This is a genomic window from Salicola sp. AFF1 (assembly GCF_056783195.1).
Window position 1 is genome coordinate 92,053 of sequence record NZ_JBXAYL010000007.1, and the last position, 22,235, is coordinate 114,287.

Sequence of the window (22,235 nt, forward strand, 5' to 3'; positions counted from 1 at the left end):
CCACCCTGTCAGGGCTCGCAGGGTGAGGGGTTTCCCGGCCTGCGGCCATGGAATTCTCCGATGGCGTATGCCATAGTCACTGGCGCCGAAGAAAAACATAACGTCTAAACATGGAACCAGATAGAGAAAGGGGTTTAGTGTGAACAAGTCCGAACTGATCGACGCTATCGCAGATTCTGCCGATATTTCCAAGGCCGCAGCGGGTCGTGCACTGGACGCGATGGTTGACTCCATCACCGGTTCACTGAAAAATGGCGATCCGGTTACACTGGTTGGCTTTGGGACCTTCTCCGTGAAGGAGCGTGCCGCGCGCACCGGTCGCAATCCGCAGACCGGCGAGGAAATCCGGATTGCTGCTTCCAAGGTTCCCAGCTTCAAGGCAGGCAAAGCCCTTAAAGACGCCGTCCAGTAACGGTCCATCCCGCCATACGGTTTTGTAGGAGCGGTAGTTCAGCTGGTTAGAATGCCGGCCTGTCACGCCGGAGGTCGCGGGTTCGAGTCCCGTCCGCTCCGCCAGTCTGTGGGCGCATGCCGCAAGGGATGCGCCCTTTTACGTTAAACACAGGTCACCCGTGGAAGTGCGGGCACAGGGGAGCGAGGAATGCTTCAGAACATCCGGGAGAACGCCCAGGGAACGATCGCCAAGACCATCATCGTGGTCCTGATCCTGTCCCTGTCCATCTGGGGTTTGGACTCCATTGTGGGTGGCAGCGGAGAGAACGAGATCGCCTCGGTCAACGGCGAGCCCATCACGGAACGGGAGTTTGAGCGTGGCGTTCAACTTCGGCGCCAGAGAAAGCTGCAGCAGATGGAGAATCCGGACTCTTCCCAAATCGACATGGACCGTCTCAACGAACAGGTTATGGAGTCGCTGATCCGGGATGAACTGATCAATCAGGATATTCGCTCCAGAGGCTTGCAGCTTTCCGAGCGCGACCTTGATCAGATGATTACCCAGGCGGAACAGTTCAAGGTCGATGGTGAGTTCAGCCAGGAGCGCTTCATCCAGGCGGTGCGAAACCAGGGCATGACGGTGAAGCAGTTCCGCAACATGCTTGAACAGGATCAGCTGAGCCGGGTTGTTCAGGGCGTGATCCAGGGCAGTGCCTTCAGCGCGCCTTCGGAGACCAAACGGGTGGCGAAGCTGTTGGCCCAGACCCGGGATTTGTCGGTGCTTGAGGTGTCGGTTGAAGAAAGGGCCAAAGGGAAGGCCGTGTCCGAATCGGAACTCAAGAACTTCTATGAGAACAATCAGGACCGGTTTGTTCAGCCCGAGTCCGTGGATGCGGCCTGGATCACCCTGGATCAGACCAATCTGGTGAACCCGGATGACATCAAGGAGAGCGAGGTCCGGAAGCGTTATCGTGAACGCCTTGAGACCATGAAGGGAAATCAGAAGCGCAATGCTGCTCACATTCTGATCAGCGGGGAAGGCGAAGAGGCCGAGGCCGCCGTTGAAGCGGTCCAGAAGGGGCTGGAAAATGGGCGCTCCTTTGCCAAATTGGCCAAGAAGTATTCGGATGACAGTGCCACCGCGGACGATGGTGGCCGGCTTGGCTTCTCGTCGCGTGAGGATTTCGACGAATCGTTCGCCGAGGCGCTCTTTGGCATCGAGGAAACCGGCAGGGTGGTTGGTCCTGTCAAAACATCCTTCGGCCAGCATTTTATTAAGCTGCTGGAGGTTCGTAAGGAGGACCCTCCGAGCTTTGAAAGCATGGAGGCCTCATTGCGTAAGACGATCGCGAAGGAGCGGGCCGAACGCCGGTATGTGGAGCTCAGCCAGAAACTGGCTGATATGGCGTACTCCGAGTACGATCTTGAGGCCCCCGCGGAGCTGATTGGTGCCTCCATCCAGACCCGCCAGGGAGTCCGTCCGGGGCAGGGGGAGCCGCCCTTTGACCATGAGGGCCTGCGGGAGCAGTTGTTCAGCACGGACGTGCGCGAAGAAGGCTTTAACACCGAGGTGGTCGAGGTTAAGGATGGCGTCTCGGTTGTGGCTCGGGTCCGGGAGTACCACCCGCGCGAACAGCAATCCTTCGAGGCTGTGCGTGATGAGGTCGCTCAACTGGTACGCCAGAAGAAAGCGCGTAAGGCGATAACGCAATCGCTTAAAGACATGGCTTCGACCCTGTCGGCTGGTGGCTCCCTGCCAGAGCCAGCGTTCTCGGACGGTGTGCAATGGCAGTCCGTTGAGGACGTCAACCGGCGCTCCCGGAAGGTGGCTGCGCCGATCCGTGAGGCTGCTTTCACAATGCCGGCACCACAAGGTGATGAAGCCAGAACGCGTATTGTGTCGCTTCCCGATGCCGTGGCCCTGGTTCGTTTGGAGGCGGTCCATTCGGCGGACTCCGAAACGGTGGAAACGATGGCTTCCAGGCTCCGCTCCTCACTGGGGCGGCGCCATGGACAGTCTGCATTCCAGGCCTACATCGAGTCCCTGCGCTCGAAGGCGGATATCACACGTAACTGATCCCCCTCCCTCCGGAGCCGGGCCGTCAAACCCGGCTCCATCGCCTTTCCACCTGTGTCACAAAATGAATCCCTTCCCGGGAATGGTCCGAATTCCAAAGGCTTATGAGGCCGAGAATTGAGGACCAGTTATCTTTCCGTTTGCCGCAAATTCGCTATGGTTTCCGCCGGTACCGTCTACCGTCGGGTTTATAGGGGACAGGCGTTTCATGCTTTTCGTACTGGCCGGATCACTGCTGACTTTCTCCATGACGCAGGAAGTCGTTGAGGTGGAGCCCCATCCGAAAGGGACCTTCATCTATGAGCAGCACTATAATGAGAGTCCGGATTCGCTCCTGCACCGCTATCAGGCGGAGCCGCTCAAGGCACAGAAGTTCCGTAACGTGGTGCGCCAACAGTATGACTACAGTTGTGGCGCGGCGTCGCTGACCACGATCCTGCGCCATTACGTAGGGCAGAACCTCAATGAGCGCAAGGTGATGGAGGGGCTGCTTCAGTTTGGCGAGAGCGAGCGCATTGTCGAGCGTCGCGCTTTTTCGCTGCTGGACATGAAGCGCCTCGTCACCGAGCTGGGCTTTCCGTCCGGCGGTTTTCGCGCTGAGATTTCCGATCTGGCGGAGCTGGATCATCCTGCGATTGTTCCCATCAATCATGCCGGTTTCGAACATTTTGTAGTGGTGCGAGACATCCGGGAGGGGCGTGTTTTCGTCGCGGATCCGGCCGCCGGGAACCTCTCGTTTACTCTGCATGAGTTCAAGAAAAAGTGGGCCAAAAACGTTCTTTTCATCGTTTTTCCGGGGGAAGAGCCGCCGCTGAATAACCTGGTGCTCAAGGAAGAAGACATGCGGTTCATTGATGACCAGACGCTGACATTGCAGGCGCGCCAGACGTTCCCGGCATTCCATGAATCGCTCATGTGGGATATCCAGAACGAACTTGAGCGGCTCAAGAACAATCCGGACGGTAGCGTGGAGAACACGCGCAAACAACTCTATTTCCGTGACCGCTGAGGGTCATGGACGAAAGAGTCAGGCAATTGGTGGTTTTATGCTTCGAACTGGATACTGGGGATCCGTTATGACGCGCTCTGTGCTTTGGCATCTCGCGGGAGTTGTGTGCTTTTGTACCCTGGCAGTGCCAGTGGCCGCCCAGCAGAACAGCGATGGCAATGGGGCCAGCGTGGATGATGCCCGGGAGGCGCTTGCCCAGCAGGAAGGGGATGAGGATTCCACCGAACAGCTGGAGGAAGTGTTCGAGGCTGCTGAAAAGAACTATTCGCTGTTGGGTCAGGGGAAGCAGTCGCTGAACTATTCCTTCAACTACTCCTACTCGGGGAGCCAGAACCTGGATATGGAGGTCGTCAACAGCCAGGTCCGCAATCTGGATGTTACCCCTGAAGCAACCCACAATTTCACCAACTCCTTCTCCTATGATTATGGGTTCTACGACAATCTGACACTGGGCACGCGGATCCCCTTGTCGACCAAGTTTGATACCCAGGAGGATCTGAACGTCAACGACGTGGGTGATATTTCATTCACCGCGCGCTGGCAACCGAACCCCCATGTGCCTGGCACCATGTCGACCACGCTGTTCGGTACCTTCAACACCAAGACCGGGGTAAGTCCCTACCAGATCGACACCAATCGTCAGCTGTCGACGGGCAGCGGGTACTACTCGCTGGGCGGGGGTGCGAGTGTCTCCAAGGTACTGGATCCGGTTGTGCTGTTTGGCTCGGGGAGTCTCCGCTATAACCATCAGGAAAAGGACCTGAAGCAGGTGCGGGGTGGGCGCCTGCTGCGCGAACTTGATCCCGGTTTCACACTGTCGGGGTCTGGTGGTTTCTCCTATTCCCTGTCCTACGACATTTCCCTGAGCATGTCCGTCCAGCTCACTTACAACGATGAGACCGTCCTCAAGTTCAATGATGGGAGCGAGGCCACAGCCAGTTCCCAGATGGCCGGTATCATCAACATGTCATTGGGAACGCGGATCAGCGATAAGACCATCGTCAACACCAGCGTGGGCTTTGGGATGACCCGTGGGGCGCCGGATTTCACGATTGGCGTGTCCATGCCCATCAATATTTCCGGTCTGTCTGAATCATCCTGATGCGGTGGATCAAGGGCGATAAGGAGCTGGGATTCATGCGAGCGAATGGTGCCGTTAAACGCGTTTTCGGCGCATTGGCACTGGCGACCGTATCCGCTGGGGTACAGGCTCAGTTCAGCCACCAACTTCTGGTGCACCCCAAGGCCGCTGCCCTGGGGAACGCGGTTACGGCCGATCCCCCGGGGGTCATGGCCATCCGTCGCAATCCGGCAGGGTTGAGCCGGCTTGAGGGCCGCCAGTGGGAGCTGGGTGGGGCTATGCTGAGTACCGTTTTTGAGGCGGAATTTACAGTGCCGGAAGAGGGGTGTGATGTCTTCGGTATCGAATGCGCCGAAAACGATCCGGTAGCCAACACCAAAAGCCGTACCGATGTTGGCGCTAACTTCATACCCGGTATCGGCTTGATGGAAAGCGTTGGCCCGGCGGCGCCCTTCAATGCAGGTTTCAGTATTCAGCCGCCTGGTTCCAAACTGACCTTTGGCAACGCGGCCTTTATCGAAAACTCAGGCGGTTTTTCCCGGGAGGAAGATGACCCGGGGCGCTATCAGCCCACACAGGCGGCTATCCAGCGCGTGACCTACCTTTCGCCAACCGTATCCTACGAGGTTAATGACAACTGGACAGTCGGGGCGGGCATCCACTTCTCCCATCAGGGGCTTGAGGTCAATCAGTTGACGCGGGCTCCCAACATGCTGGTGGGCGTAGGGGCGACCCTTCAGGATGCGTTCGGTTGCGATGAAGAGGCCCAGGAGCCGCTTGCCCCCTGGTTGGCCCTGTGTGGGGGGAAGATCGGTCCTTTTCAGGATATTGGCAACATGAATTTCCGTGCGGAGGAGAGTCTTTCAACGAGCTATAAGATGGGCGTGCTCTGGGAGCCCAGGGATTGGTTCACCTGGGGGGCCCAATACAGCTCCGGCGATGATATGAGCCTGAAAGGGGACTTTCAGCTGGATTACACAGAGGACTGGTCAGGCTTCTGGCAGAGCGTGAACAGTTCGGTTCTGGGCGCCATTGGTGCGGCAATCCTGAGCCTTCCTTCCGGGGTTCCCAAGGAAGAAGGCCATGTCAGCATTGATGAGAGCTATCCACAGCATTTCTCCACTGGGGTTAGCATGCGTGTTATGCCGTTTCTCACTTTCAACGCTGATATGGATTATGTTGATCTGTCATCGCAGAAATACCTGAAGCTTAAATTTGACCGCGAACTTGAGTTCCTGAACGCGGCCCGGATCCTGTCGCCGGAGAAAGCAACGCCCAAGACCCTGAAAATCGCCCGCGAGTTTACGGACGTGTGGAACCTTGGCTATGGTGCCACCCTGCATGTGAATGATCGCCTGGATCTCAGGATGGGCGCCCAGCATCGCAGCACCGCCATTCCCGACGGCGCGGAGAGCCTTTTCTCGCCGATCGGCGAAGGAACAATGTACGGCGTTGGGTTTGGTTACCAGTGGTCCAAGCACACGCATATTGACATGAGCCTGAGCCGGTTCTCGAGCACCCAGAACATTCCGGCGGACTCAAGTTGCAACGTCAATTGCACGGACATCACGAATATCGTCTACAACCCGTACGCAGGCCTGGATGTTAAGACCGAGACGACGCTCACTTTTGCCAACCTCACTATCCGGAGCCGGTTCTGACAAACGCCGTCTGGCGTTGCTGCTTCTTGTGGTTCTGGGGGGTAGCGGCTGTGCGGGGGGAGGCTCCGGGGAGTCCACGGCTGGCATGCGTACCTGGGTGGATGAAAGGGGCCAGGTCCGGTTTTCCGCCAGTAGCCAGGATGGGTCCGGGGCCGCTTCCAGCGGTGCGCAAGATGCCGGTAATGGCGATGGGGAGCCATCCCGCCAACAGGATCAAACCTCCCATCCGGAATTCAATCTTCAGCAGTACCCCGATGCCGGGGAGACAAAGCGCCAAGGGAAACCGGAAGAGCTGTTTTACAGCTGGCGGAACGCCCGGGGTCGCGTCTTCAACACGCCCTACCTTTATGAAGAAGAGAGCATGGGGCGCGTCATGCGCGAGTCGGCGCCCAAGCAGGCTTCCGAGGCCCGTGTTACGACTGCCGCAAGCGTAGCCGCGCCTGGATTCCGGAAGGATTCCGAAGCGGCGGCCGTTATGGGGCTGGATGAAGAGGGATCCAATCGACTGGATGCATTTTCGCAACAGTGTTGTCGGAACCTGCCACGCCTTTCTTACAAGCAACTGGAACCAGAACGTTCGCTTGCGGTCAGTCTTGGCGAAGAAGCGGACGTTCACCGGTTTGCCACAGGCAAAAGCCGTTTCATGCTGGTACGCTTGCCTCGGGAGCCGAAGCAATCGCTGCTGCGTATTCGCAGTTTCATCCGTAACGGTGGTTTCCTGGTTCCGAATGCGGTGTTCCTGGATGACGGGTTCCAGCCGGTGCGGATGGTGACCGACATCGTCATGGCCCACAGCCCGGAGACCTGGCGTCGCTATGGTCACATGGAGGCGCGGGTGGCATTGCGGCCGGAATCCGATGAACGCTGGTTGGTCGTTTTCACGCGGTCCGCGGATCTGGAATCCAGTACCGAAGTTGGCGTTGAGGGCCAGCGGTACAGGCTGACCCACGAACCGTCAGGCAGCCTGTCGCTGCATCTGGTCGATTAGGCGTCAGCCTTCTGGTGCTTGCGGGTTGAACCATGGCTGTGAAAGCCAGTAGAAGCGACCCTCGCCCGCAGGGTAAGTGCAATTGTAGCGTGCACGGCGCGCTTTAATAGGGTTGTCGGCCTGAACGCGGATTTGCAGCCCCTTCGCCACCTCTTCCGCATCCACCTGCATACGCCCTTCGCCTGAGGCGAAGCAGTTCAGGCGGGCACTGTCCCAGCCTTGCGGCAGAGTCATCTCCAGAAGGGGAGTGGTGTTGGCGTTGATGACCGGGTTGGGCAGCTCCGTCCTGGGAACCGGGAAATTGCGTGCTTTCAGTTTGTTCCTGAGCGTGTCGATACCGCCATAGGCATCCGCGACCGCGAATCGGGGCATGGCGCCGGAATGGGCGTTTTCACCGATCACGCCTGAATGCTGGGCGAAGCCGTACCAACCACGTTCTTCGAGAGCATCCAGCACCGGTTGCGAGAATTCCCCGTAGGGATGGGCGAAAAGCTCGGTTTCAACACTAATGGCCTCCGCAATGCGCTGGGCGCCCTTGTCCAGCTCTTTGGCGATGCGCTCGCCATGGGCTTCGGCGCTCTCCTCTGGCCGCCTGAGCATGCTGCCATGGTTCAGGGTGTGGTTGCCGATGGTCACCAGCTCATGTTCCGCCATTTCTCCCAGCTGCTCCCAGTTCATATAGCCTCGGTCGCCCACGGAGCCGCTCAGCACAAATACCGTCAGGGGAATGCCTTTTTCCTTGAGAATCGGCCATGCCTTGGTGTAGACACTTTCATGGGCATCATCGAAAGTCAGGGCTACGCCCATGGTTTCTGCGTCCTTGCCGTCCAGAGTGGCCTGGATGCGCTCGGGCGTGATTGAGACCGGCTCCATATCGAGTTCCTCGATCAGTGCCAGCTGGTCCCGGAACAGTTGTGGGGACGTCGTGGTAGAAGGCGGTGTCTCGGTGGACACATGATGGTATACGAGGGTGGCGACTCCGGCATGGGCACCGGCGGCCAGGCCCAGCGTCAGGGCCGTGGTGGCTGCAAAACGGACTAGTGGCGTGTGCGTCATGGCTGTCCTCGGAAATGATGTCTGACGGTCGCCATGGCCCGGTTCAGGGCCTGGAGCTGTTCATTGGAGCCTCCCCGGTCCGGGTGATGGCGCATGGCCAGGCGCCGGAACGCCTTGCGTGCGGTCCCCAGGTCAGGCGGCGGATGATCAATGGCAAGCGTGTGGCAGGCCTGCGCGAGCTCATCATCCGCCGGGCGCGAGATGCCCTGCCAGAAGTCGTCCAGCATCCGGTTGATGGTACCCTCGGCCAGATCATGATTGGCCAGGTCGCGGTAGAATGCGTGGAGCGCATCATACTGGCCTGCGTGTTGGTGTTCCGCGCTGTGTGTTGGCCGTATGCGGATGTTGAGGGCATTGATGTCGATGGTTTCCGAGTGCTCCGCCGCCAGGCGTTCCCGTTGCCGGTACAGGCTGTGGAACAGGAGAAAGTGGGCCGGGTAGAGGGCCGTCGGAGAGCTGAAATCGATGTTGTCGAACAGCCGCCAGGGCTCGTCCTGGAGCGCGCGCAGCATTGCCAGTTCGCTCATGCCGTCGGGATGGGTGCGCAGCAACGCCTCCGAGGCATCCATGATGCGCTCGACCAGCGCTTGCAGTGCGTCGTCTTCGGTCCCGTTCAGTGGCGCTGTTGAATCCATCATGCCCAAACTATGCGTTGCCAGCGCGAGCAATGCAAATTGCGGTTGGTTGCAGCCGGTGACTCTCCGGTATAATCCGCAGCCAAATCGTATGACCAGGGCCAACCATCATGGACAAGACTTCCACCAATCCACGCGACGAGTGCAAGCGCCTTCAGAAGAAACTGCAGCGTGAGACGGGGCGGGCGATCGCGGATTTCGACATGATTGAGGAAGGCGACCGGATCCTGGTCTGTCTCAGCGGTGGCAAGGATTCCTACACCATGCTCGATATGCTGATGATCCTGCGCCATCGCGCACCGGTGAACTTCGAGCTTCTTGCGGTGAACCTGGACCAGAAACAGCCGGGCTTTCCGGAGCATGTGCTGCCGGATTACATGGCGCAGCTGGAGGTTCCCTTCCAGGTGCTGGAGAAGGACACCTACAGCATCGTGAAAGAAAAGATTCCCGAGGGCAAAACAGCCTGCGGGCTGTGCTCCCGTCTGCGGCGGGGCATCCTCTACAATTTCGCGGAGGAGAATGGCTGCACCAAGATCGCGCTGGGCCATCACCGGGATGACATCCTGGAGACCATGATGCTGAACATGTTCCATGGAGGCACGCTTAAAGCCATGCCGCCGAAACTGTTCAGCGATGACGGCCGCAATACCGTGATCCGGCCATTGGCCTATTGCCGTGAGAAAGACATCAGCCGGTTCGCGGAGCTGCGTGACTTCCCGATTATTCCCTGTAACCTCTGTGGTTCCCAGGAGAACCTGCAGCGCGAGATGGTCAAGGACATGCTCAACGACTGGGACCATCGGTTCCCGGGGCGTATTGAAAACATGTTCCGGGCCCTGCAGAACGTTGCACCGTCCCACCTGGCGGATCCGCAGCTTTACGACTTTTCGGGGAACGGCGACGGGCAGGGGCCGGTACCCGAAGCGCCCCAGCGCGCCGAGCCCGGAACCGACTATGGAACGGTTGAGGTGCTCAACCTCTGATGGCCGGAGTCAGATGATCCGCGAATAGCGTCCGCTCTGTGCCTGCTGCGCGTGGGCGTCGAACAGTTGGCAGATGGCACGGATCAGCAGGCGCCCCGGGGTGCGCACCGTCAGATGCCCCGCGTCCTCTTCAATCAGTCCATCCGCCTGCATGGTCTGTCGGGCGGGCAGTGTATCCGCGAAAATCTGGTCGAAGGCGATGCCCCAACGAGCGGCAAACGCCTGCTTGTCGAGGCTGAAGTGGCAGATCAGCTCCATAATAACGGCGCGGCGTAGGCGGTCGTCGTCACTCAGCTGGTAGCCCTTTTTCAGGGGCGTGCGCCCGAAGTCGAGCTCCAGATTCCACGCGCTTTCGTCATGGTGGTTCTGGAAGTAGCTGCCCGCTGCCTGGCTTATGGCGGATACGCCCATGCCGATGAGGTCGCATTCCCCGTGTGTGGTGTAGCCCTGGAAGTTGCGGTGCAGTTCCCCGTTGCGCTGGGCCTTGGCCAGCGTGTCGTCAGGACGCGCGAAGTGATCCATGCCGATGTAGACGTAGCCGGCCTCAAGCAGCCGGTTAATGGTGTCCTCCAGAATGCCGAGCTTGTCCTCCGGTGAGGGGAGATCTTCCTCGCGGATTCGCTGTTGCGGCATGAAGCGGTCCGGCAGGTGCGCGTAGTTGAACACCGAGAGCCGGTCCGGTTCGAGTTCCAGTACCCTGTCGAGGGTTTCCTGAAAAGTCTCCCGGGTCTGGTGAGGAAGACCGTAGATCAGGTCCATGCTGATGGACCCAAAACCCAGCTCCCTTGCGGTGTGGATCCGGTTGGCCACCATGTCGTAGGGCTGCACGCGGTTGACCGCCTTTTGAACCGTGGGGTTGAAGTCCTGAACGCCCAGGCTGATGCGGTTGAAACCGATCGACCGCAGCACCTCAAGGGTATCGGGACCGCACTCGCGCGGATCAATCTCAATCGAATGGTCGCCACTGTCGTCATCCGCCAGATTGAAATGCTGGCGCAGGACGCCCATCAGCTCGCGCATTTGCTCGTGGCTGATGAAGGTGGGGGTACCACCGCCCCAGTGAAGCTGGGTGGCCGGGCGGTCCTGGCCACCGAATTGTTCGGAACGCAGCGCGATCTCACGGTGCACCCGCTCCAGATAGGGACCTGCACGCTCGCGTTTGCGGGTAACGATCTTGTTGCAGGCGCAGTAATAGCACAGGTGTGCACAGAACGGGATGTGCAGGTAGAGGGACAGTGGTGCGCCAGAGGCCCGGCTTCGCTGAAGGGTTTGGGCAAACGCGTCGCCGTTAAAGTCCTCGTTGAAGACAAGGGCGGTGGGGTAAGAGGTGTAGCGGGGTCCGGAGAGATCGTAGCGTTCAATCAGCTCTGGATCCCAGAGAAGGTTGATGCGTTCTGAGTCCATGATGCCCTCCGCCACTGTGCTGAATTAGGATCAGCGTAACGCAGCGGCGGGATTGGGCTGTTGACATCGGTCAAAGCCTCTTCAGTGGGGCAGGATCAGGTGTCGGATCCAGGGAATGGTCCAAAGGCCGAAAAGAATCAGGGCCAGGCCAGTGACGCGGCGAAGTGTGGTGGATTGGCGGAGGTGGGTGATGCGTTTGGCCAGCAGTCCGGTGGCGACCATGGCCGGCACTGTCCCCAGTCCAAAGCAGAACATGAGCAGCCCCGAAAGGAGCGCGTCACCCTGGGTGAGGGCCCAGGCGAGGGTACTGTAAACGAGACCACAGGGCAGCCAGCCCCAGAGCAGCCCCAGAGGCAGCGCACGGCTTAGGCGATCAACCGGCATAAAGCGCTGGGTCAGTGGCGCCAGGCGCTGCCATAATGGGGCTCCAATACGCTCAAGGCCCATGATCCCCTGCCACCATTGGCCAACGGCCAGCCCCAGCAGAATGAGTACAATGCCGGCGAGAGTGCGCAGGACCATGCCGGCGCCAGGCACCCCTTCGGTCAGCCAGGCGCCAGGCAGGCCGGCAATGAGGCCGATCAGGCTGTAGCTCAGGATCCGTCCGAGGTTGTAGCCCGCCAGCAATGACAGCTGGCGGCGCCGGTAGCCCGGGCCTACGGGCAGCGCCAGGCTGAGCGAGCTGGCAATGCCGCCGCACATGCCGAGACAGTGGGTGCTACCGAGGAACCCGATCAGGAAGGCTGAGCCAAGGGTGGTGATGAGCGCCTCATTCATTCCGGCTTCTGCGCCTCGTCCCGGTCGTGATCCTGCTCCGAATGCTGGCGGGCTTCCGGGGGAATTCGCTCCTCGTCATCATCGAACAGGATCTGGTGGGCGGGCCCTTCCAGATCATCAAACTGATCATTGCGCACTGCCCAGATGAGCACTCTCACGGCGATCGCCAACAGAATCAGTGACAGCGGAATCAGTATGTAGAGTATTGCCATGGGGGTTCATTCCTCCCAAACGCAGCGCATTCATGACGACCACCACCGAGCTGGCGGACATCCCGGCTGCCGCGATCCATGGGATCACCAGGCCGGCCATGGCCAGGGGCAGGATGGCGGCATTGTACAGCAGGGATACGGCCAGGTTCTGGCGGATGATCCGGCGGGTCAGCGGGGCGACCCTCAGGGCTTCCAGAAGCGGGGCCAGCCGCTCCCCGAGCACTACGGCGTCCGCTCGCAGCCGGGCAATGTCACTGCTGCCGGCCATGGCCACGGACAGCCGTGCCCCCGCCAGCCCAGGCAGGTCATTGAGCCCGTCGCCCACCATCATCACCTTGTGGCCCTTCGCCTCCAGAGCCTGGATGCGTGCCAGTTTATCCTCGGGGGACAGCCGGCCTTCCTTGTGTTCGATACCGAGGGTCTCGGCAACCCGTGCCACCTGGCCGGAATGGTCGCCACTCAGAAGCACGCAGTGCCAGCCCTGCGTGCGCAGGTGCCCCACTACCGTCGCGGCGTCTTCCCGCAGGGTATCATCCAGGGTGATCCGTCCGAGCCAGCCTGAATCGCTGGCCAGATGGATGGTGAGGGCGGCGTCGCTCTCCGCATCTGTTGGAGGTGCCAGGCCGAGTTCAGAGGCCACGAAGTCGGCCCGGCCCAGAGCGATCCGTTGGCCGTCACAAACACCGGTTACCCCGCCGCCGGGATGGGTCTCCCTCTGGGTAATGTCCGCCGTTGCCTCGTCCTGGAAAGCCCTGGCGATCGGGTGCTCCGATCCCTGTTCCAGCCCCGCGGCAAGCGCCCGGCAATGGGGGCCGGAAACACCGGGGCAGGGATGGACACCGGCAATGCTGAGCTGGCCGCGTGTGAGCGTACCCGTCTTGTCGAAGACCAGGGTATCCACCGTGTTCAGGGTTTCCAGGGTGGTTCCCCGGGTGGGAACGAATCCGGCACGGCGCAGCCGGTTGGTCGCCACGGTCAGGGCGGTTGGCGTTGCCAGTGACAGCGCACAGGGGCAGGTTGCCACGAGAACAGCAAGGGTAACCGGGAAGGCCCGGGCTGGATCCAGGAACCACCAGCCCAGGCAGGTAGCGCCGGCGATCACCAGAACGGCGGAAACGAAAACACCCGCGATACGGTCGGCCAGCTGCTGGGTCCGGGGCTTATCCGCCTGGGCCCGGTCCAGAAGTCGTGTAATCGCGGAAAGCCGGGTGTTGTCGCCGGCCTGATCAACAACCAGCTCCAACGGATTCTCGGTGTTGACGGTGCCTGCCGAGACGGGATCGCCCGGTCCCCGACTCACCGGCAGGGATTCCCCGGTGAGCATGGATTCATCCAGCGCCGACTGGCCTTCAACAATGCGGCCGTCAGCGGCCAGGGTATCGCCCGGCCGGACCCGGATGCGGTCGCCCGGGGCCAGGTCCCGGGCGCGCACTACGGTCTCGGTACCGTTGTGGAGGCGGCGGGCTGTGCCGGGCATGGCATTGATGAGAGAAAGGTTTTCCAGGCCTGCCCGGTAGCGGGCGCGCCCTTCAAGGAAGCGCCCGATGCCGAGGAAGAAGGTGAACATGCAGATTGACTCGAAATAGACGTGCTCACCCCCCAGCAGCGTAACCCGGGCGCTGGCCAGATACCCGGCAAGGATGGCGATGGACACCGGAACATCCATCCCCGGATGCCGATGCCTGATATCGCGCGCTGCGGCCCGGAAAAACGGAACGGCGCTGTAGAGCACTACCGGGGTGGCAATAACGAAACTGGCCCAGCGGAAAAGCTGAACCATGGCCGGATTGGAGTCGGTGTTGAGCCCAAACTGGAGCGGATAGGCCAGCATCATCGTCTGCAGGGCCGCAATACCCGCGATCCCGATCCGGATCATGGCCTGTTTCTGTTGGGCCCGGATCTGTTGTTCCCATTCACCGGGCCGGAAAGGTGAGGCCTGGAAGCCCAGTTCACGGATCCCCAGCAGCAGGTTGCCCAGTCCGGTGGCGTTGGGATTCCAGACCAGATGGGCGCGTTGGGTGCTGTGGTTGATGTTGATGGATTCGAGACCATCAAAGCGGGCCAGGTGATGTTCGATGAGCCAGATGCAGGCGGCGCAGCTAAGGCCCTCGATCATCAGCCAGGTCTCATGGAGGCCGTCCTCTCTTGGATGGACAACGTCATCCAGAAGCTGCTGGTCGTTGTAGTGCAGGCATTCGTCGCGCACCCGTTCATCGACCGGGTCCGGGGTGGTAATGGGGCCTTCGCGCTGTTGGTAGAAACGGTCCAGCCCTTCATTGCGGATAATGCGGGAAACCGCGCGGCATCCCTCGCAGCAGAATGCGTGCGTACGCCCACCGAATTCGTCAGTGACGGGGGGCGTCTCAGGCAGCGGTTCCTGGCAGTGAAAGCAGGCCCCGGATGCCGCTGTCATTGCTGGTGGGCTTCCCGAACCGGCTTCAGGGTCAGCGGTTCGTCAAGTGGGGTTTTGAGGAGACCGCGCAGGCGCCAGTCATTGCCTGGATTGCGGATATCGATGTACCAGCGTGCGTCGGTCAAGGGCTCAATGCGGGCACGATAGCGGCCTTTGCCCACCCGGCTGGCCGTCACGGTCTGGTCATGGCCCCCGATCGTGGCATGGGAGAGTCCCACCTGGAGGCTCTCCCAGTTTCGGCGTTTGGGGGATTCCAGCACAACATTCAGCCGTTGTTCGTCGGTAAAGGTGACACGGGCACTCAAACCGAGGTCGGCGGCCTTGATATCGCGGGACAGCTCCCGGTTAATGCCCATCCCCTTGTCGTAATAGTCGTCCTCGACCATCGATACATGCTGTTCAAAGGAGAACAGGATGAGGAAGACGCTCCAGAGGATGGTGACGCCGGGAATCGCGATGAGAACCCAGGGCCAGGGTTCCCGGTACCAGGGGCGGTTGGTGTCGTTATCGGTCATGGTGCATCCGGTCGTTTCAGGATCTTGGGCCTATGAAGGCGGTCTGGGCACTGTTGGAGGCTTCCGACCCTTGGGCAGTGACTTCAAAGCGCACAGGGGTGCTCATTCCTTCGAGCTCATTGCGCGGAATTCGGACTACCGCTGGCAGCTCACGCGAATCCAGCGGGGCCAGTTCCAGCTCGATGGGCTCAAGCAGGTAGGTGCCCTCAGGTCCGGCAACCTGCACGCTGAGATCCCGCTTTTCATTGGTGCGGTTGGAAAGCTTCAGTGTGTACGAATTCTCAATGGTGGCATTGGGGCCGGTCTGGTAAAGGCCGCCCCGGCCGCGCGTGACTTCGATGCTCAGGGTATCGCGTTGCATCAGCAGGGTTGCCATGGTGCCGAGCAGCAATGCCATGGCGATGCCGTACCCCAGGGTTCGCGGTTGAAAACGGCGCTTGGGCGTGCCTTCAAGTTCCCGCTCTGTGGTATAGCGGATGAGTCCGCGCTCATAGCCCATCTTGTCCATAACCTGGTTGCAGGCATCCACGCAGAGCCCGCAGTCAAGGCACTCGTATTGCATCCCGTTGCGGATGTCGATACCGGTTGGGCACACCTGGACGCAGATGTTGCAGTCAATGCAATCACCCAGGCCAGCCTCGGCGGGGTCGGTGTTCTTGCGCCTTGGCCCCCGTGGCTCGCCCCGGTTGGCGTCATAGGTCACGGTGCGGGTATCCGGAGAAAACATCACGCTCTGGAAGCGCGCATAGGGGCAGACGTAAAGACAGACCTTTTCGCGCATCCAGCCGGCATTGAGGTAGGTGGCTACCGAGAAGAAACCAATCCAGAACGGGGCCCAGCCGGTGCTGACGTCAAAGGTGGCAAGATCCGGCACCAGTTCCCGGATGGGGTAGAAGTAGCCGACAAAGGTCACGCCTGTCCAGAAGGCAACACCCAGCCAGAGAGTGTGCTTGATGACCTTGCGCGGTAGCCACTGGCTGAGCGATCCCTTGCTGTCCAGCTTCATCCGCTTATTGCGGCTGCCTTCCACCTTTTCCTCCAGCCACATGAAGATAAAGGTCCAGGCGGTCTGGGGGCAGGTGTAACCACACCACACCCGTCCAAACAGAGTGGTGACGAAGAAAAGCCCGAAGGCTGCAATAATCAGCAGCAGGGTGAGAATGAAGAAGTCCTGGGGCCAGAAGGTGGCCCCCAGGAGATGGAACTGGCGTTCCGGCAGGTCGAAATGGACCAGGGGCCGTCCATTGGCATGGATCCAGCCGACGGCGAAGTACAGCCCCATGAGGGTCCAGAGCGTAACCGTCCGCAGTTTCTGGTAGAAGCCTGTCGTGCTGCGGACGTAGATCCGGTCCGGGTTAGGACCGGCGTCAACCTGGCGAACGGGGATATCGTTCATTCTGCATCTTCATCACGGTGCTGACCCGAGATCCGGAAGACATACGCGGCCAGCAGATGGATTTGGTCTTCCGTGAGCTGCGTTTGAGCCGGCATGTGGCCCTGGCGACCATACTGGAGTGTCTCCATGATGGTATCGCGGTCGCCACCGTAGAGCCAGATGTCGTTGGTCAGGTTGGGGGCCCCCATACTCTGGTTGCCTTTGGCATTCTGGCCGTGGCAGGTGGTACAGGCCTGGGCGAACAGCGGCTTGCCGCGTTTCGCCGCTTGCGAGTCCACGTCGTCCCGGTCGTTGAGCGACAGCACGTATTCCGTGATGTCTGCCAGCTGCTCATTGCTCAGGTTCGGATTGATGCCACGCGCCGGCATGTTGGCCTCCCGGCCATTGGTCAGCGTGTGCTTGATGGCATCCACGCTACCGCCCCAGATCCAGTTGCCATCGGTGAGGTTGGGGAAGCCGTAGCCACCCCGACCGGCCGAGCCGTGGCAATTGGCGCAGTTGTTTGAGAACAACCGTTGTGCCGCCTGCATGGCCTCCCGGTTGTGGGCAAGCTCCGGTACCTTGGTTTCAGCATACTTGGCGAACAGTGGGCCGTATTTCTCCTGAGCCTCCTGCATTTGCTGTTCCCAGGCCTGGGTCTGGCTCCAGCCCAGGGCCCCCTGGTAGTTGCCCAGACCGGGATAGAGCACCAGGTACAGCAGGGAAAACAGGATGAGGCCGACAAACATCCAGCACCACCACTTGGGAAGTGGGTTGTCCAGCTCCTCGATGCCGTCCACTTCATGTCCGACGCTTCGGTTCTCGACCTTGTCGGTAGGCTGACTGCGCCGCACGATCCAGAGGAGCCACCAGCACCCAAGGACCACGATGAGGATCAGTGCACTGATCCATAGGCTCCAGAAACTACTCATTGTGGTTGTCTCTCCGTTGCTGTTCGATGGTGCGCGCTTCCATGTCCTCGTCTTCGAAAACCAGGTGCGCGGCCTGTTCGTTTTCCCGGCGCCGGGAAGGGCTGAATGCCCAGATGCAGATCGCCGCGAAAATGGCGATCATCAGAAGTTGGTGAACTCCCTTGAAGTGACTGAGCAGTGTCTCCCAAGCCATGGTGTCACCTCTGTTCCGGAATCGCGGTACCCAGCTGTTGCAGGTACGCGATCAGAGCCTGGATTTCGAATGTACCCCGTACGTTTTCCTCGGCGTTAGCAATCTGTTCATCCGTGTAGGGGACGCCCAGTGTGCGCAGGGCGCGCATCTTGGTGGCCGTCTGGGTGGGGTCCACCTTCTGCTCGAACAGCCAGGGGTAAGCCGGCATGTTGGATTCCGGCACCACCATCCGCGGATCGTAGAGGTGGAGGCGATGCCAGGCGTCGGAATAGCGACCGCCCACGCGGGCCAGGTCCGGTCCGGTACGCTTGGAGCCCCACATGAAGGGGTGGTCGTAGACGTGCTCGCCCGCCACGGAATAGTGGCCATAGCGCTCGGTTTCCGAACGGAAGGGGCGCACCTTCTGCGTATGGCAGACGTGGCAGCCCTCGCGAATGTAGATGTCACGGCCTTCCAGTTCCACCGCGCTCAGCGGTTCAAGACCTTCTACCGGCTCGTTGACTTCCGCGTCGAAGAACAGGGGGACAATTTCGGCGAGCCCCCCGAGGCTGACCACCAGAATGATCAGCCCCACCATGAGTCCCAGATGTTTCTCAACCTTTTCGTGGTTCATGCCTTCGCTCCCTGGACTGCGTCAGTGGAATTGTCGAGGGCGCCGGTTTCACTCTGGCCCACGGTCCGCCACACGTTGTAGGCCATAACCAGCACCCCGGCCAGGAAGAAGCCGCCACCGATGAAGCGCACCACATAGCCGGGGTAACTGGCCTCAAGCGCTTCCACGAACGTGTATGTGAGAGTGCCGTCCTCGTTCACGGCGCGCCACATCAGCCCCTGCAGCAGACCGTTGATCCACATGGAGACGGTGTAGAGCACCACGCCGATGGTGGCGAGCCAGAAGTGCAGGTTGATCAGCGGGATGCTGAACATGGACTTGAGACCGTAAAGGCGCGGGAACAGGTGATAGAGCGCGCCAAAGCTGATCATGGCCACCCAGCCCAGAGCACCGGAGTGCACGTGTCCGACGGTCCAGTCCGTGCTGTGGGACAGGGCGTTGACGGTCCGGATGGACATCAGGGGGCCTTCAAAGGTTGCCATGCCATAGAAGGACACGGCGACGATCAGGAAGCGCAGGATGGGGTCCGTACGCAGCTTATACCAGGCGCCGGACAGGGTCATGATGCCGTTGATCATACCGCCCCAGCTTGGCGCCAGCAGGATCAGTGACATGATCATGGACGCGGTCTGGGCCCATTCCGGCAGTGGGCTGTAGTGCAGGTGGTGGCCGCCGGCCCAGACATAGGTGGCGATCAGCGCCCAGAAGTGCACGATCGACAGCCGGTAGGAGTAGATGGGCCGGTTAGCCTGCTTGGGCACAAAGTAGTACATCATGCCCAGGAAGCCTGCGGTCAGGAAGAAGCCAACGGCGTTATGGCCATACCACCACTGGACCATCGCATCCACGGTGCCGGGGAAGATCGAGTAGGACTCAAGCCATCCCACCGGAATGGCAAGGTTGTTCACCACGTGCAGGATGGCGATGGTGATGATGAAGGCGCCATAGAACCAGTTGGCCACATAGATGTGCTTGACCCGGCGCCGGACGATGGTGCCGAAGAAGACGTATGCATAGGTCAACCAGACGATGGCAATCAGGATGTTGATCGGCCACTCGGGTTCGGCGTACTCCTTCGTGGTGGTGTAGCCCAGCGGCAGCGTGATGGCCACCAGCACGATCACGGCCTGCCAGCCCCAGAATGTGAAGGCGGCGGCTTCGTCTGAGATGACCCGGGCCTGGGAAGTGCGCTGCACCACGTAGTAGGAGGTGGCAAACAGGGCACTGCCCGCGAAGGCGAAAATAACCGCATTGGTATGCAGCGGTCGTAGACGCCCGAAGCTTGTCCAGGGCAGGTCAAAGTTCAATTGGGGAAGGAACATCTGGGCGGCTATGAAGACGCCCAGACCCATACCAATGATCCCCCATACCACAGCGGCTATGGCAAACTGCCTGACCACTCGGTAGTTGTAGGTTTCCGCGGCTGTCTGTGTTTCCATGTTCGGCTCTTCCGGGACTTGTTTGGAGGGTAGGCGCAGGTTAGGCAAACCGGCGCTTGCGCTCAATGATATATATCAAAATATTAATGCGGTAGACCCATTGACTATATTATATGACGGCGAGCAGGGGCCGGTGCTGGTTCTGGCCCATGGATCCGGGGCGCCCATGGACTCCGGGCCCATGGCGCGTCTGGCGCAGGCGCTTGCGTTTGCTGGCTTCCGTGTAAGGCGGTTTGAACTTCCGTTCATGAAAGAGCGTCGTACCACGGGCAAGCGCCGGCCACCGGATCGGCCACCGGTGCTTTTACAGGCCTGGCTGGATGCGATTGAGCAGGTCCGTTCTGAAGAGCCGGAAGCCGGGCCGGTCTGGATCGGGGGACGGTCGCTGGGTGGGCGGATGGCCTCCATGCTGTTGAGTGCTGAGCATCAACCCGACGCGGCAGCCGGGGCCCTGGTTTTCGGGTACCCGTTTCATCGGCCACGGAAACCACAGCAGTGGCGGACCGATCATTTTCCGGCGCTGCGGCGGCCTCTGTGGATCGCCCAGGGCGAGCGGGATCCGTTTGGCCGGCGGAACGAGGTGGCGGCGCGGATGCCGTTCCCGGGACCGGTACATGTTGAGTGGGTTGCTGATGGTGACCATGAACTTCTCCCCACGCGGCGTAGCGGGCTGGATCCGGACCAGCTTCTCGCCACGGTTGCGGATCAGGCGAGGCGCTTTGTGCAAGCAGTGGAGACAGGTGAGCGATGACGGATACGGGCGTGATCTGGGCGCTTTGTCGCCCGGGCTTTGAGGCGGACGCTGGGCAGGAGCTGGTGGCACGGGCTGCTGAAAGCGGAGGTTATGGTTTCTTCGTGCCGGAGGCGGCTGGTTGGGTTCGTTTTGAGCTGCCCGGGCAGGCGGCGGAAGACGTTATGCGCTCGCTGGCGCTGGCCGATCTGGTCTTTGTCCGGGACTGGTATATCGGTATTGGAACCATCGACCCGCTACCCGGGGAAGACCGCGTGGGTGCGGTTCTTGAACGGCTGCGCGATCTCGGTGAGGCTGGCCCCTTTGCCCGTGTCGACGTACATGTTCCGCTCGCGGATACGGCAGACGCATTGCCGCGATTTGCCCGTAAGTGGACCAACCCCTTGGCCAGGGCGCTGCGCGGCGCCGGCATCCTGCATGAAAGCCCCGAAACAGATCCCGCCGCCCCAGGACTTGAGGTCCTGCTTCCCGATTTCAGCCGTGCCCTGCTGGCCCGGCGCGATCCGGCGCTGTCATCCGACTTTCATGAGGGGGTTCCCCGGCTGCGGATGCCGGGCACTGCGCCCAGCCGTTCAACCCTGAAGCTGGAGGAAGCCCTACACCGGTTTTTCAGTGCCAATGAACGCGAGCGCCTGCTGCGCCACGGTATGACCGCCGTGGATCTGGGCGCCGCGCCGGGAGGCTGGACCTGGCAGCTGGTGCAGCGGGGGCTGGCCGTGACGGCGGTGGACAATGGCCCCATGGATGAGGCATTGATGGCCTCGGCGCTGGTGACCCACAGGGCTGAGGATGCGTTTGGTTGGCAACCCCCCCATCCCGTGGACTGGTTGGTCTGCGATATTGTGGATCAGCCTGCCCGGGTTGTGTCGCTAATGGGGGAGTGGCTTGAGAATGGCTGGTGCCGGATGGCCATCTTCAACCTCAAGCTGCCCATGAAGCAGCGCTGGGCCAGCTGGCAGGATTACCGGTCCCGCCTGGCGGAACGCATTGAGGCCAGTGGCGCGGACCTGACCATCAGGGCCGCTCACCTGTATCATGACCGGGAAGAAATCACCTGTTGTGTGGTGCCTGTCAGACGTTCCCGGTAGGGACTGTGTATTCCAGTACGGTGACGCGCTCATCGTCCTCAAGCAGCGGCCGGATCTGGTTGATCTTCTCCCGCCGCTCTTCTGAGCCATACCAGCGGTACCAGTCCGCTGCTGAGCGCCAGCTTGACAGGATGACCCGGTGCCGGGGATTGTGATCGTCCTTGAGCGATTCGCCGGATATGAATCCGGGAATGTCGATGGCGTTGCGCAGCGCCTGACGGGCCAGTTCGTCATAGGTGGTTTCCATCGATTCGGCGATGTGGCGTTCGATGATGACACGGATCATGGCTCGGATCTCCCGTAAGTATCCCTCTCTTTCATGCGGTTACCTCTGAATGTGGTATCCTATCTCCCATTCTGGCAGAAAATTCTGCAAGCGCGTGTAGGGAGGTTCCGCCATTGACCCGGGAATACGATGCAACGCTTGATGCGACTGGTCTGGTCTGTCCCGAGCCGGTCATGATGCTTCACAACCGGATTGCGGATGTGCCGGTCAGTGGGGTGCTGCGCGTCATTGCCACGGATCCCTCGACCCAGCGCGACATCCCGCGCTTCTGCCAATTCCTGGGCCACCACCTCCTGGAGGAGGAGGTGGATCAGGCGCATTACATCTACTGGATCGAGCGCACGGTCTGAGCCC

General features: G+C 60.6%; 23 protein-coding genes and 1 tRNA gene. 11 read left to right on the plus strand and 13 right to left on the minus strand.

Going from position 1 to position 22,235, the window contains the following annotated elements; genetic code table 11:
* Nucleotides 1-139 precede the first annotated feature (139 nt).
* The 7 genes from hupB to AC1RQI_RS06525 all read left to right on the plus strand — a co-directional run bounded on the left by hupB (nt 140) and on the right by AC1RQI_RS06525 (nt 7,209).
* Complete coding sequence (gene hupB / locus AC1RQI_RS06495) at nt 140-412, plus strand: nucleoid-associated protein HU-beta (protein ID WP_416634365.1); 273 nt, start codon at nt 140-142, stop codon at nt 410-412.
* Between the two features lie 27 nt (nt 413-439).
* A tRNA-Asp gene (locus AC1RQI_RS06500) sits at nt 440-516 on the plus strand.
* An 85-nt stretch (nt 517-601) separates the two neighbouring features.
* Nucleotides 602-2,470, plus strand: a complete 1,869-nt coding sequence (locus AC1RQI_RS06505) for a SurA N-terminal domain-containing protein (RefSeq protein WP_481904105.1) — start codon at nt 602-604, stop codon at nt 2,468-2,470.
* Nucleotides 2,471-2,678: 208 nt separating this feature from the next.
* Nucleotides 2,679-3,479 (plus strand): C39 family peptidase, encoded by an 801-nt coding sequence (locus AC1RQI_RS06510; protein ID WP_416634367.1) that lies wholly within the window; start codon nt 2,679-2,681, stop codon nt 3,477-3,479.
* A gap of 67 nt (nt 3,480-3,546) precedes the next feature.
* Nucleotides 3,547-4,581, plus strand: coding sequence for a transporter (locus AC1RQI_RS06515; protein WP_416634368.1), 1,035 nt, complete (start codon nt 3,547-3,549; stop codon nt 4,579-4,581).
* Nucleotides 4,582-4,616: 35 nt separating this feature from the next.
* Entirely contained in the window at nt 4,617-6,221 is a 1,605-nt protein-coding gene (locus AC1RQI_RS06520; protein WP_416634369.1) for an OmpP1/FadL family transporter, read from the plus strand.
* Between the two features lie 85 nt (nt 6,222-6,306).
* Complete coding sequence (locus tag AC1RQI_RS06525; protein WP_481904106.1) at nt 6,307-7,209, plus strand: MalM family protein; 903 nt, start codon at nt 6,307-6,309, stop codon at nt 7,207-7,209.
* A 3-nt stretch (nt 7,210-7,212) separates the two neighbouring features.
* On the opposite strand, the gene AC1RQI_RS06530 is transcribed toward AC1RQI_RS06525, so the two are convergent.
* Nucleotides 7,213-8,265, minus strand: a complete 1,053-nt coding sequence (locus AC1RQI_RS06530) for a polysaccharide deacetylase family protein (protein ID WP_481904107.1) — start codon at nt 8,263-8,265, stop codon at nt 7,213-7,215.
* Nucleotides 8,262-8,903, minus strand: coding sequence for a DNA-J related domain-containing protein (locus tag AC1RQI_RS06535; protein ID WP_481904108.1), 642 nt, complete (start codon nt 8,901-8,903; stop codon nt 8,262-8,264). Before AC1RQI_RS06535 ends, AC1RQI_RS06530 begins: the two co-directional genes overlap by 4 nt.
* Nucleotides 8,904-9,010: 107 nt before the next feature.
* Here AC1RQI_RS06535 and ttcA point away from each other — a divergent pair, with 107 nt between their 5' ends.
* A complete protein-coding gene (gene ttcA, locus AC1RQI_RS06540) occupies nt 9,011-9,883 on the plus strand; it encodes a tRNA 2-thiocytidine(32) synthetase TtcA (protein WP_416634373.1) in 873 nt (290 codons plus the stop codon).
* Between the two features lie 9 nt (nt 9,884-9,892).
* On the opposite strand, the gene hemN is transcribed toward ttcA, so the two are convergent.
* From hemN to ccoN, 10 genes are all read right to left on the minus strand, one after another.
* Nucleotides 9,893-11,287, minus strand: a complete 1,395-nt coding sequence (gene hemN, locus AC1RQI_RS06545) for an oxygen-independent coproporphyrinogen III oxidase (RefSeq protein WP_481904109.1) — start codon at nt 11,285-11,287, stop codon at nt 9,893-9,895.
* Between the two features lie 81 nt (nt 11,288-11,368).
* Nucleotides 11,369-12,064 (minus strand): sulfite exporter TauE/SafE family protein, encoded by a 696-nt coding sequence (locus AC1RQI_RS06550; RefSeq protein ID WP_481904110.1) that lies wholly within the window; start codon nt 12,062-12,064, stop codon nt 11,369-11,371.
* Nucleotides 12,061-12,222, minus strand: coding sequence for a cbb3-type cytochrome oxidase assembly protein CcoS (gene ccoS, locus AC1RQI_RS06555; RefSeq protein ID WP_481904111.1), 162 nt, complete (start codon nt 12,220-12,222; stop codon nt 12,061-12,063). The genes AC1RQI_RS06550 and ccoS overlap by 4 nt, the downstream gene beginning before the upstream one ends.
* Complete coding sequence (locus AC1RQI_RS06560) at nt 12,191-14,689, minus strand: heavy metal translocating P-type ATPase (protein ID WP_481904112.1); 2,499 nt, start codon at nt 14,687-14,689, stop codon at nt 12,191-12,193. The genes ccoS and AC1RQI_RS06560 overlap by 32 nt, the downstream gene beginning before the upstream one ends.
* Nucleotides 14,686-15,204: a FixH family protein gene (locus tag AC1RQI_RS06565; RefSeq protein WP_481904113.1), complete on the minus strand. Its 519-nt coding sequence runs from the start codon at nt 15,202-15,204 to the stop codon at nt 14,686-14,688. The genes AC1RQI_RS06560 and AC1RQI_RS06565 overlap by 4 nt, the downstream gene beginning before the upstream one ends.
* A gap of 16 nt (nt 15,205-15,220) precedes the next feature.
* Nucleotides 15,221-16,600, minus strand: a complete 1,380-nt coding sequence (ccoG, locus tag AC1RQI_RS06570) for a cytochrome c oxidase accessory protein CcoG (protein WP_481904114.1) — start codon at nt 16,598-16,600, stop codon at nt 15,221-15,223.
* Complete coding sequence (gene ccoP, locus AC1RQI_RS06575; protein WP_481904115.1) at nt 16,597-17,511, minus strand: cytochrome-c oxidase, cbb3-type subunit III; 915 nt, start codon at nt 17,509-17,511, stop codon at nt 16,597-16,599. The genes ccoG and ccoP overlap by 4 nt, the downstream gene beginning before the upstream one ends.
* Nucleotides 17,504-17,704, minus strand: a complete 201-nt coding sequence (locus AC1RQI_RS06580; RefSeq protein ID WP_416634381.1) for a cbb3-type cytochrome oxidase subunit 3 — start codon at nt 17,702-17,704, stop codon at nt 17,504-17,506. The genes ccoP and AC1RQI_RS06580 overlap by 8 nt, the downstream gene beginning before the upstream one ends.
* A gap of 4 nt (nt 17,705-17,708) precedes the next feature.
* Nucleotides 17,709-18,317, minus strand: a complete 609-nt coding sequence (gene ccoO, locus AC1RQI_RS06585; protein WP_416634382.1) for a cytochrome-c oxidase, cbb3-type subunit II — start codon at nt 18,315-18,317, stop codon at nt 17,709-17,711.
* Nucleotides 18,314-19,756 carry a cytochrome-c oxidase, cbb3-type subunit I gene (gene ccoN / locus AC1RQI_RS06590; RefSeq protein ID WP_416634384.1) on the minus strand — a complete coding sequence of 481 codons (1,443 nt, stop codon included), beginning with the start codon at nt 19,754-19,756 and terminating at the stop codon, nt 18,314-18,316. Before ccoN ends, ccoO begins: the two co-directional genes overlap by 4 nt.
* A 100-nt stretch (nt 19,757-19,856) precedes the next feature.
* Here ccoN and AC1RQI_RS06595 point away from each other — a divergent pair, with 100 nt between their 5' ends.
* Together AC1RQI_RS06595 and rlmM are read left to right on the plus strand one after the other, a co-directional pair.
* Nucleotides 19,857-20,507: an alpha/beta fold hydrolase gene (locus tag AC1RQI_RS06595; RefSeq protein ID WP_481904116.1), complete on the plus strand. Its 651-nt coding sequence runs from the start codon at nt 19,857-19,859 to the stop codon at nt 20,505-20,507.
* Nucleotides 20,504-21,595: a 23S rRNA (cytidine(2498)-2'-O)-methyltransferase RlmM gene (gene rlmM / locus AC1RQI_RS06600; protein WP_481904117.1), complete on the plus strand. Its 1,092-nt coding sequence runs from the start codon at nt 20,504-20,506 to the stop codon at nt 21,593-21,595. The genes AC1RQI_RS06595 and rlmM overlap by 4 nt, the downstream gene beginning before the upstream one ends.
* On the opposite strand, the gene AC1RQI_RS06605 is transcribed toward rlmM, so the two are convergent.
* A complete protein-coding gene (locus AC1RQI_RS06605; RefSeq protein ID WP_481904118.1) occupies nt 21,579-21,881 on the minus strand; it encodes an antibiotic biosynthesis monooxygenase family protein in 303 nt (100 codons plus the stop codon). The genes rlmM and AC1RQI_RS06605 overlap by 17 nt on opposite strands.
* A 113-nt stretch (nt 21,882-21,994) precedes the next feature.
* Between AC1RQI_RS06605 and tusA the strand changes: the two genes are divergently transcribed.
* Nucleotides 21,995-22,231, plus strand: a complete 237-nt coding sequence (gene tusA / locus AC1RQI_RS06610; protein WP_481904119.1) for a sulfurtransferase TusA — start codon at nt 21,995-21,997, stop codon at nt 22,229-22,231.
* Nucleotides 22,232-22,235 lie beyond the last annotated feature (4 nt).

Coding starts and splice junctions, on each gene's coding strand:
- AC1RQI_RS06510 (WP_416634367.1), top strand. CDS start 2,679: ATGCTTTTCGTACTGGCCGGATCACTGCTGACTTTCTCCATGACGCAG.
- AC1RQI_RS06565 (WP_481904113.1), bottom strand. CDS start 15,204: ATGACCGATAACGACACCAACCGCCCCTGGTACCGGGAACCCTGGCCC.
- AC1RQI_RS06520 (WP_416634369.1), top strand. CDS start 4,617: ATGCGAGCGAATGGTGCCGTTAAACGCGTTTTCGGCGCATTGGCACTG.
- ccoN (WP_416634384.1), bottom strand. CDS start 19,756: ATGGAAACACAGACAGCCGCGGAAACCTACAACTACCGAGTGGTCAGG.
- AC1RQI_RS06580 (WP_416634381.1), bottom strand. CDS start 17,704: ATGGCTTGGGAGACACTGCTCAGTCACTTCAAGGGAGTTCACCAACTT.
- AC1RQI_RS06605 (WP_481904118.1), bottom strand. CDS start 21,881: ATGATCCGTGTCATCATCGAACGCCACATCGCCGAATCGATGGAAACC.
- hemN (WP_481904109.1), bottom strand. CDS start 11,287: ATGGACTCAGAACGCATCAACCTTCTCTGGGATCCAGAGCTGATTGAA.
- ccoO (WP_416634382.1), bottom strand. CDS start 18,317: ATGAACCACGAAAAGGTTGAGAAACATCTGGGACTCATGGTGGGGCTG.
- ccoP (WP_481904115.1), bottom strand. CDS start 17,511: ATGAGTAGTTTCTGGAGCCTATGGATCAGTGCACTGATCCTCATCGTG.
- AC1RQI_RS06550 (WP_481904110.1), bottom strand. CDS start 12,064: ATGAATGAGGCGCTCATCACCACCCTTGGCTCAGCCTTCCTGATCGGG.
- AC1RQI_RS06530 (WP_481904107.1), bottom strand. CDS start 8,265: ATGACGCACACGCCACTAGTCCGTTTTGCAGCCACCACGGCCCTGACG.
- AC1RQI_RS06560 (WP_481904112.1), bottom strand. CDS start 14,689: ATGACAGCGGCATCCGGGGCCTGCTTTCACTGCCAGGAACCGCTGCCT.
- ttcA (WP_416634373.1), top strand. CDS start 9,011: ATGGACAAGACTTCCACCAATCCACGCGACGAGTGCAAGCGCCTTCAG.
- AC1RQI_RS06535 (WP_481904108.1), bottom strand. CDS start 8,903: ATGATGGATTCAACAGCGCCACTGAACGGGACCGAAGACGACGCACTG.
- AC1RQI_RS06505 (WP_481904105.1), top strand. CDS start 602: ATGCTTCAGAACATCCGGGAGAACGCCCAGGGAACGATCGCCAAGACC.
- AC1RQI_RS06515 (WP_416634368.1), top strand. CDS start 3,547: ATGACGCGCTCTGTGCTTTGGCATCTCGCGGGAGTTGTGTGCTTTTGT.
- rlmM (WP_481904117.1), top strand. CDS start 20,504: ATGACGGATACGGGCGTGATCTGGGCGCTTTGTCGCCCGGGCTTTGAG.
- AC1RQI_RS06525 (WP_481904106.1), top strand. CDS start 6,307: ATGCGTACCTGGGTGGATGAAAGGGGCCAGGTCCGGTTTTCCGCCAGT.
- ccoG (WP_481904114.1), bottom strand. CDS start 16,600: ATGAACGATATCCCCGTTCGCCAGGTTGACGCCGGTCCTAACCCGGAC.